7 protein-coding genes are annotated in these 8,432 nt (G+C 33.0%); 1 reads left to right on the forward strand and 6 read right to left on the reverse strand.

The genetic code is table 11. The features are described 5' to 3' along the window. Positions 1-11: 11 nt before the first annotated feature. From ACZDYH_RS30050 to ACZDYH_RS30065, 4 genes are all read right to left on the reverse strand, one after another. Entirely contained in the window at positions 12-1,088 is a 1,077-nt protein-coding gene (locus ACZDYH_RS30050) for a glycosyltransferase WbsX family protein (RefSeq protein ID WP_000690995.1), read from the reverse strand. Positions 1,089-1,310: 222 nt separating this feature from the next. Further along, positions 1,311-2,183 (reverse strand): class I SAM-dependent methyltransferase, encoded by an 873-nt coding sequence (locus tag ACZDYH_RS30055; RefSeq protein ID WP_088363398.1) that lies wholly within the window; start codon positions 2,181-2,183, stop codon positions 1,311-1,313. A gap of 27 nt (positions 2,184-2,210) precedes the next feature. Beyond that, positions 2,211-2,933 (reverse strand): class I SAM-dependent methyltransferase, encoded by a 723-nt coding sequence (locus ACZDYH_RS30060; RefSeq protein WP_102957134.1) that lies wholly within the window; start codon positions 2,931-2,933, stop codon positions 2,211-2,213. A 216-nt stretch (positions 2,934-3,149) separates the two neighbouring features. Continuing rightward, on the reverse strand, positions 3,150-3,944 hold the full coding sequence (locus ACZDYH_RS30065; RefSeq protein ID WP_000790047.1) for a sulfotransferase family 2 domain-containing protein: 795 nt from the start codon (positions 3,942-3,944) through the stop codon (positions 3,150-3,152). Between the two features lie 292 nt (positions 3,945-4,236). Between ACZDYH_RS30065 and ACZDYH_RS30070 the strand changes: the two genes are divergently transcribed. Further along, the gene (locus ACZDYH_RS30070; RefSeq protein ID WP_001230834.1) at positions 4,237-5,184 is read left to right on the forward strand and encodes an NAD-dependent epimerase/dehydratase family protein; all 948 of its coding nucleotides are present in this window, start codon (positions 4,237-4,239) and stop codon (positions 5,182-5,184) included. 35 nt (positions 5,185-5,219) lie between these two features. Here ACZDYH_RS30070 and ACZDYH_RS30075 read toward each other — a convergent pair whose 3' ends face one another. Together ACZDYH_RS30075 and ACZDYH_RS30080 are read right to left on the reverse strand one after the other, a co-directional pair. After that, on the reverse strand, positions 5,220-5,996 hold the full coding sequence (locus ACZDYH_RS30075; protein ID WP_434713350.1) for a class I SAM-dependent methyltransferase: 777 nt from the start codon (positions 5,994-5,996) through the stop codon (positions 5,220-5,222). Positions 5,997-6,063: 67 nt separating this feature from the next. After that, positions 6,064-7,995: a glycosyltransferase gene (locus ACZDYH_RS30080; protein ID WP_434713352.1), complete on the reverse strand. Its 1,932-nt coding sequence runs from the start codon at positions 7,993-7,995 to the stop codon at positions 6,064-6,066. Between the last annotated feature and the right edge of the window lie 437 nt (positions 7,996-8,432).

The following is an 8,432-nucleotide window of genomic DNA, read 5'->3' on the forward strand; positions in this document are numbered from 1 at the left end:
CTTAAGACGAGTCAGAATGACTCGTCTTTTTTGTATGCTTTCATACCTCTATCAATTGCATTTTTAACCCCTTCTAAATAAGAAAATCCATATTTTTTATCTGGCTCTAAGTAAGTTCCTTCCGCCCACTCGTTCCATGCGTTAATAAATAAAAACTCGCTGTTATAAAAAGAGTAAGTACGATGAATTTGCTTGCTTAAATATATGGTGAACTTTTCAGGGGTAGAACCTACAAAGATGCTGCTATTTGCGTTTTTACGTCGTGCAGTATTATCCCAATCAACAAAAGCCCCGGGAAATGTTTTTTTCTTTGGGAGCGATCGTTGTAATATATACATCCATACTTTATCGTAGTCCCAAACATTTAATTGCATATCAGAATCATATATTACCTTATTTATGTCTGAAGAGCTATCATGGGCAATTGTATAGAAAGGTTCAAACTGAATGCTAGCATCGAATCCATTTATATTAGGTAGTGGAAAACTGTTTAATGTTTCAGCAAAGTATATACCTTTTAAACCATTTTCTCGCGCTAATGCATTCCAGTAATTAAGCATTTTTTCACAATCAGGAATATGTCCTGGACGATAAATAATGAATAGAGGTTTATCATCTATATAAATATATCTCTCATCCTGGAAAGCCTGTAATAAATAATCAAAGTGTTCCTTCCAATCAGATATATCTCCGTAGTCTTGAGGCATTAATATATGTTTATCGAGACCATCCCAAGATTTTGTCCATGGTTCATTTGCCCAAGAAAGACAAAAAGGGAAGTCAGGTTCCTTCATCTTTAGTACCTCATTAAAGGGTGTTTCTAATAGTCTTTTTCCCTTAAACCAGTAATGATAATAACAAAAACCATATATACCGTATGCTTTAGCGATTTCCGCTTGCCACTTTCTTACGGAGGGGGTAGTTAAGTCGTAATAAAAATCTTGATAAGGTTCCCTAGGTTGATAATGTCCTGAAAATAAAGGTCGTGCACTTTTAGTATTTGTCCATTCAGTAAATCCTTTCCCCCACCATCGATCATTTTCTTTAATTTGATGGAATTGTGGTAAGTAAAAAGCTATTATTTTCAAGTTATATCCCCCTCATGTTTTTCGTAGTTCAAGTGTTGGGAAGTTATTCTTGATTTGGTGAAGTAATTTTAAAACAAGAGATATGTTATCTGTTTACTGTTTTTTATGGTATGTATTGGATTTTTTTAAGCTTACTTAATAAGAGAGTATTAGGTAATTTGATATACAGCTGAAATAGAAAGTGCTTTTCGTCATGAAATTTATTACGTTGAATGAAAGGAATTAAATTTTTTGAAGGACAAAGAGGGCCTGTGGTAATCGATTTACATCATCAAAAAAGTCTTGTAGCTTTAAATATTTCTCATAATGATTTTCAATATAAGTCCTAGGTATAACAGTTTCTCCGTAAAAACTACTATTTCTAACATCCCCTGCACCAGTAGGACTGTGAACAAATTTGCCGTTTTCATAATCCGAGATGGCGCGATGTATATCTGGAAAAGCTTGAGATAAAGTTTTATGCCATCCTGTTTGAATTAATTCAGGATGTTCTTGGAATTGTTGACAAAAATCAAGAAAATAGCGCGCTTGTGTTGTTGCGATGAAGATTCCACCAGGGCGAAGAACTCTTGAAAATTCTTTTACCCAATTTTCGGCAGTTGCTTCGGATAAATGTGAGAATACAGAATAAGCGAATATGATATCTAATGAATTGTCACTAATAAATTCTACAGGGGGATGTGGACTTGCTGTTTTATATATCCCTCTTCCTAGTGTTTCATTACAAAGTGTGATCATCGCAGGATCGACATCAATGCCAAGTAAATTTTGATCAGAGGCATCTTTAAATAAGAAGCGTATAATTCTTCCCCATCCGCAGCCGAAGTCTAAAACTTTACTTTCTTTATTCAAGGGAACCCCTAAATTTTGGGCGTATTCTTTTATATGTCTATAAAACAAATATGCTTCGTAAAGAGCATGTTCATAGGAAGCACCTACAAATTGTTTTTGAATTTCTTCAGGAGGAAACCTAGGTACGGGAATCCCATTTACCGTTGTTTGCGAACAACTTTGTATAAATAAATTTAGAAGTTCGACATCAGATAGTGAATTAACAAGATGATCAAAATCACTTCCTAACTTAAATTTATTCATTTGTTAAACCTCCGAATTATATAGTGATTAAACTTTATTTTCTTGCTTTTTACTAATAAAAACATGTAAAAATTCAGCATCTAACCCTAGTGATCTATCCTTTTGTAAATAAACAATGGTATACATGTTTGCGTGTGTATAAATATATTCAAGCATATCCTGCCCCCAATCGAACGTTACTAAAGATCCATTCTCATCAATAGGGTTTCCGTGATAAATGGGCTCTTCAATATATTCAATCACCTCTTGATTCATTCTTGCTCTTTGCACAGTTTTTGTGAGTGTATGATACCAAGGGACAGTAAATACATGAGCGCCGCCAGGTTTTAATACTCGTTCTATTTCTTTAAAGGCTTTGTTTGGCGTCATTACATGCTCAAAAACGTCTTGAGTAATGAATAAATCAAAAGATTCATCTTCAAAAGTCATGTCTTCTAAGTTCTCACATCTAATACCTTGAAAGTATTGGCCAAGAGGATAATTTCTAAAGTATTGAGAATAAGTATAGTTTTTACAGTTTTTTAATAGTAGCTGAGTTGTAATTCCTCCAGGAGAGGATTCGTGGATACTATAGGAATCCCATTTTGGAAAAAATGTATGCAAAGCATGGATTAAAGCTCGCTGCCTTGGTATAGAGTTACATGTAGAACATAAATAATGATCTCTAAGCCAATCATTATGCTCTATAAATGTAGCTTTCTTTTCACAAATAACGCAGTACCCATTATTGTGTTTCAAATTGATTTCCACACGACATCCCTCCTATGTTAAAGGCAATCTATTTATGGAAAGTATGATACACGTCAACAATCGGCGAAATCAAAGGAAATGGGTGAAAGTTAGGTATCTCTTAAAATTGCGATTAGGAGAAGGTAATAATCAGTTGAAGAGAACCCCCAATCGAATTAAAGTTTCACTTTATGCTATGCGATGCATCAGCTTTTATTCATGGGAAAATGTATAGACTTAAAATATCCCTTTCGTGTATGGGTACATTTCAAAATCCTGTGCGTATATTTCTGTAACTAAATCCATAGTTTCTTTATCATAAAAGCTTTCGTATGTTGGAAATCGTGGGAAGTCTGTATCTGTAATGCTAAGTTCTGCATAGCTCCCTGCATAAATCATCTTATGTGCGCGATGATGATCTGAATTTGTAAGAAGTGCTAAAGGGGATTTTATCAAATCGTACGTGTGTTCTAGTTTGGTGATTTGTGTATTAAAATCTTCTAAAGGAATATAACATTGGATGAAGTTTTCTTCACCAGGGACGTATTGTTGACTAAAATGTATATCTAACGCTAGAGAATTGGAGCTGAATGCCTGAACGTAATATAAAAATTGTTTAAATGATATTCCTTGATTACTATATTTGTCATTGTAAAAATAATGACGGATACTTTCCCATTGAGGGCTAGCATATGGGTTGTCAGCAAGTAATAGAAATGAGCTGACAGCCCTTGTATAGGGATTTCGCACAAGTTTACAAACATCCTTTTTACCCTCTAGAAGACCATTTTGTAACTCTGGTATGTAATTTGTATTGTTCTTATACACCCAGAACTCATAGTAATGAATAAAGTCATTGTATTTCTTTGCTTCAGTAAATAATCCGATTTGAAAAAAGAACCAATTAGCTAACGCGGTGCATCCGCTTCTATGACTCCAAAATAGTATAATCGGAAAGTCTTTATGGTAATGTGGAATTCGATCTTTATGTAGAATTACATGATTTAAAAGTTCTTGATTTATATTTTTCATGAGTTTCGCACTCCTTTTTTGAAAACCTTGTGTATTTAGAAGTTTTTTTATGGGTTAAACAAGTGAGGATTGTTTATTAAATATATTCATGGGGATGAGTAAATATTATGAGTGTTTTTGCAGTCAACCTGAATAAGGAAGCTATTCTGAAATGAAAATAGAAAATAAAGATAATGAAAATTTATAACAAACATACAATGATAAGAAGATGAATAATCGAAATGATCCAGTTTATTTGTGTATATTTTTAGGTTTGAAGACGGGAAAAATTTACTACTAGAGAGATGATATTATGAGGAAGAATAATTATTTAATAGTAGGTGGAAATAGTTTCATTGGTATCAACCTCGCATTGGGTTTATTGAAACAGGGGCAAAATGTAAAAGTATTTTCCAGACATATAAATAATTTTCCTCAAAATATTGTAAGTGAAGTTGAATTTATTAAAGGTGATTTAAAAAATGTTGAGGATATATATAAGGCTTTAGTGAATATAGATATTATTATTTATTTAGCTGCGACGTCTAACGTAGCAACTTCAATTGAAGATGTTTTCGGTGATATTAATAGCAGTCTATTTTTTCTTAATTTCATGGAAAGTGTTAAAGATTTTCGTATTAAAAAAATTATATTAGCTTCTTCGGGAGGCACAGTTTATGGTGAACCTGAATATTTGCCTATTGATGAGAAACATCCATTAAGACCACTTTCCCCGTATGGAATAACAAAAGTTTCGCTGGAGAATTATTTGTATTTTTATAAGAGAAAATATGGAATAGATTATGTTGTATGTAGATATTCTAATCCGTATGGAAAATACCAAAACCCCTTAAAAAAAGTTGGGGCGATAAATTGTTTTTTGTACCAGCATCTCAGTAATGAAAGGATTCATATATATGGGAATCCAGAGGAGATTATTAGAGATTATATTTATATCGATGATTTAGTTGAAATTACTATACAACTAGCACAATTAAATCAATTGAAATCTTGCGTATACAACATAGGGAGTGGCAAAGGTCTTTCTTTAAAACGAATTATAGTGGAATTAGAGAAAATAACAGAAAGAAAAGTGGATTTTATCTGTTACAAACAAAAACAAGAGAACGTTCAAAAAATCATTTTAAATATTGATAAGATAAAACAAGAATTGAATTGGGAACCTAAAATAGATTTTAAACATGGGATTAGATTAAATAAGCTATGGATTGAAGAGTTCTTATATAGTAAAAAACAATAACCCACACTCTACTTGTATAAGCAGAGCGTGGGTTATTATTTTACTTCTTTTTCTATAACCCAAAGGTCTTGATGTTCCCACCAAAATCCTTCAGTATACTTTTTGATAATTGGGTTATGGGGTAATAATTTAATTTTGTCACACACGTAAGAGGGACTAACTATCGTTTGTCCGTATTGATTCACATCTAAATCGAATTGTTCACTAGAAGAGAGAAACCAATAGCCCTTTTCATTTAAATTTGGAAACCCGAAGTATCTTTTGCTTTGATAGCCATGGGTTGTGAAAATGAATAAACCACCAGGTGAAACAGCGTTATACAATGTTTGCAGCCAACGAAACCAAGTTGTATCAGGCATATGAGAGAAAAAGGATAGACAAAAAACGATATCGAACGTAGAGGAGTCCAATTTTAACTGTTCAGGCTCAGGATGAGATAATATAGAAGAATTATTTAATTTGTTTTCAATAAAGGAAATAGCCTCTTCGTGTATATCGCAAGCGGTTATACTCAAATTCGCTTGTAGATTTAATAAATGACGTGTTACGCAGCCGTATCCGGATGCAAATTCTAACAATTTAATTGGATTGCCTGTAGGAGGATAAAGGGAAGTAATTAAGTTTAAGAGTATTTGTGCTGAGTTTTGCCCATCTTTAAAGTAGTAATCTATCGCTTCTTTTTTTGATGGGAAGACGGGATTAGTGACAATGAACTGAAAGATATGATCCTCAGGATGGATACTTGCATTTACATTATAGCTGTGTGCGATTTGAGAAATTAAATCTTTATGTTCCTCTATAAAGTCTTTCAAAGAGTATTCCTCCCTTAAGTAATAGTAGCAACTTACAAGAGATATTGATGGCATAGAAAGCACAAGTTTAAATTTTTAAGTATGCTTTAAGATGCTTTCTATATGTATACATTTTCATTTTAGAAATGTCGTCGATAGTAAATCTTTCTTTAATGAAATTTTGCATTTGCACAACTTCATTGTAATGGGAGTATGAATCTTCTGTTCTTGTTACGCTATTTAAATGTCGTCTATGATAGTTTAAGGGGGCTGGATTGAAGTAAATATCTCCCTCTGTAAGAAGAGAAACATAGAAAAACCAATCACCAGCTATTTTGAACTTCTCTAACTGTTTTTCTGTTTTCTTCATATCTATATTTTTAAAAACTACACTTGAAACATTAGGTATAGTGTTTTTGATAAGTAACGTATCTTGTATTTCTTCGACGCCTTTTCGAAAATAGGGGCCTTTCCATTTTTCTTTATCGATATCATTTGTGTAATTTAAATAATGATTAGCCAATACATTTCCTTGTTCATCAATTTGTTTTGATTGTGTGTAACTTAAGGTAATATTGTTATTTATATAAAACCCCGGTATCACCTCTTGTAAAAATGTCTTATCGCATAAGTCATCGGCCTCTGCGATCCAAATATAATCACCAGTTGCTGCAGAGACTCCTTTTATCCATTGTTTAAATACAGAACCAGAGTTTTTATCATTAATAATCTGTTGAACCTTCAGGTGGGGCTTATTTTCTTTTGAGAGCAGCTTTTTAAAAGTTGATACGCTATGATCAGTGGAGGCATCGTCTAAGAAAATTAGTTCGTAAAGAGGGTAGGTTTGGTTTAAGATTGATTGGATTCGAGCAGGTAAGTATTTTTCATAATTATAGTTCGGTATGATTACACTTATCTTTTTGTAATTATGTTCGAGAAGATCTAGTAATTGATAAATGTAATTAAGAAAATTGAAGTTTTTTTCGATAAGTTCTTGGCCAAAGCTTCCCTTTTGTAATCGTAATCCCTCATCGTGAATAAATTCATATATTTTCTCTAGCATTTTGGGTAAATTTAAAAAATCTACTAAGGCACCAGTTTTTTCTGTAACAACATCCTCGAAACCTCCAGCATTTTTAAACCCTATAACAGGAAGTTTTGCATCTAATGCTTCTAAAACAACATTTGGAAAAGGATCTTCCCTTGAAGTTAATAAGTATAAGTCAGCCCCGGCGTTATATAATCCGATATCGGGAGTAGGATCGACTAATGTGAAATGTGCTTTATATTTAGGGGGCAGTGTATTCAGGAATTGAACGTCTGTTCTCCCTACCCAAATGAAATGAATATCCTTGTGAGTCTTTCGTACTGAGTAAGAGATAAGTGAGAATAAATCTATTCCTTTTCGATAATCTGCGAAGCCTACACCTAAGATGATTTTGCTATCTAGAGGCAGGTTAAGCTTCTTACGTAACTCATTTCTAGCTTTTGCGATATTGTTTTTATAAGGATTGTGGTTAAACAAACCTTGAGGGAGAATGTGACATTTTTGGGGATCCAATTCAGTGATTGTACGAAATTTTTCATATACGTATTGTGAAGGGAAGACAACTTTGTAAGCAAATTCAGCGATGTTTTTAGCTTTCCCTTCAGCAGAGTACTGTTGTATTAAATGCGGTAATTCATGTATTAATGAAACAACTTTTATATTGTGTCTAGCTAGTAATGCGACGATATCGCCACTTATGACAGTGCTACATATGGCGAGGGTAAAATCCTGTGATAATAAATCCTTTATTAATAATTCGACCTTTTCTTCTGTTTGATAACCTTGCTCGAGACAATAAACAGGACCGTACTTTTGAAAATCTGGAATTAAAATACCTGATCCAATAGAAATAATTGCAACAGAGTAATCAAAGTTTTCTTTAAGAGCCTTAATAGTATGTAAAGAAAGCAGCTGTGCTCCGTGGAAATGGGCATCATGGGATACATAAATTATCTTTTTATTAACATGCATTTCATAACGCCTCCTAAGTATATTAGATTTTAAAGGTAAAGAAGAGAAGTGTTTTATTTATAATCTCCCTAGAGATGAGCAGGAGGGAGGACGTACTAAAAGAAAAAATACTATCCTTAATATATATTTACTTGGTCTCACATTCATTCTTTAGAAAAGTATTAGTATTAAGTTAGAGAGTGTAGGCTGCAGATTGTTAGTTTGAATACATAAGTTTAAGAAGTTATAAGGCTGTGTTAGAAATTAAGAGAGGGCAAAGCTTTTATGATTTATAAAATAAAAAAGATAAAAAGTATTGACGGTTGATCTACGGGGGTGTAATATAGGACAAGTCGCCGATGACATTAACGTCGAAAGCGACAAACGAAATGAAAAACTTAGTTGACATCAATTAACGAAAGTGTTAACATAAGGAAGTCGCAAATGAGCGACCAAGT

It is taken from the genome of Bacillus sp. EB V-12 (genome assembly GCF_056158125.1).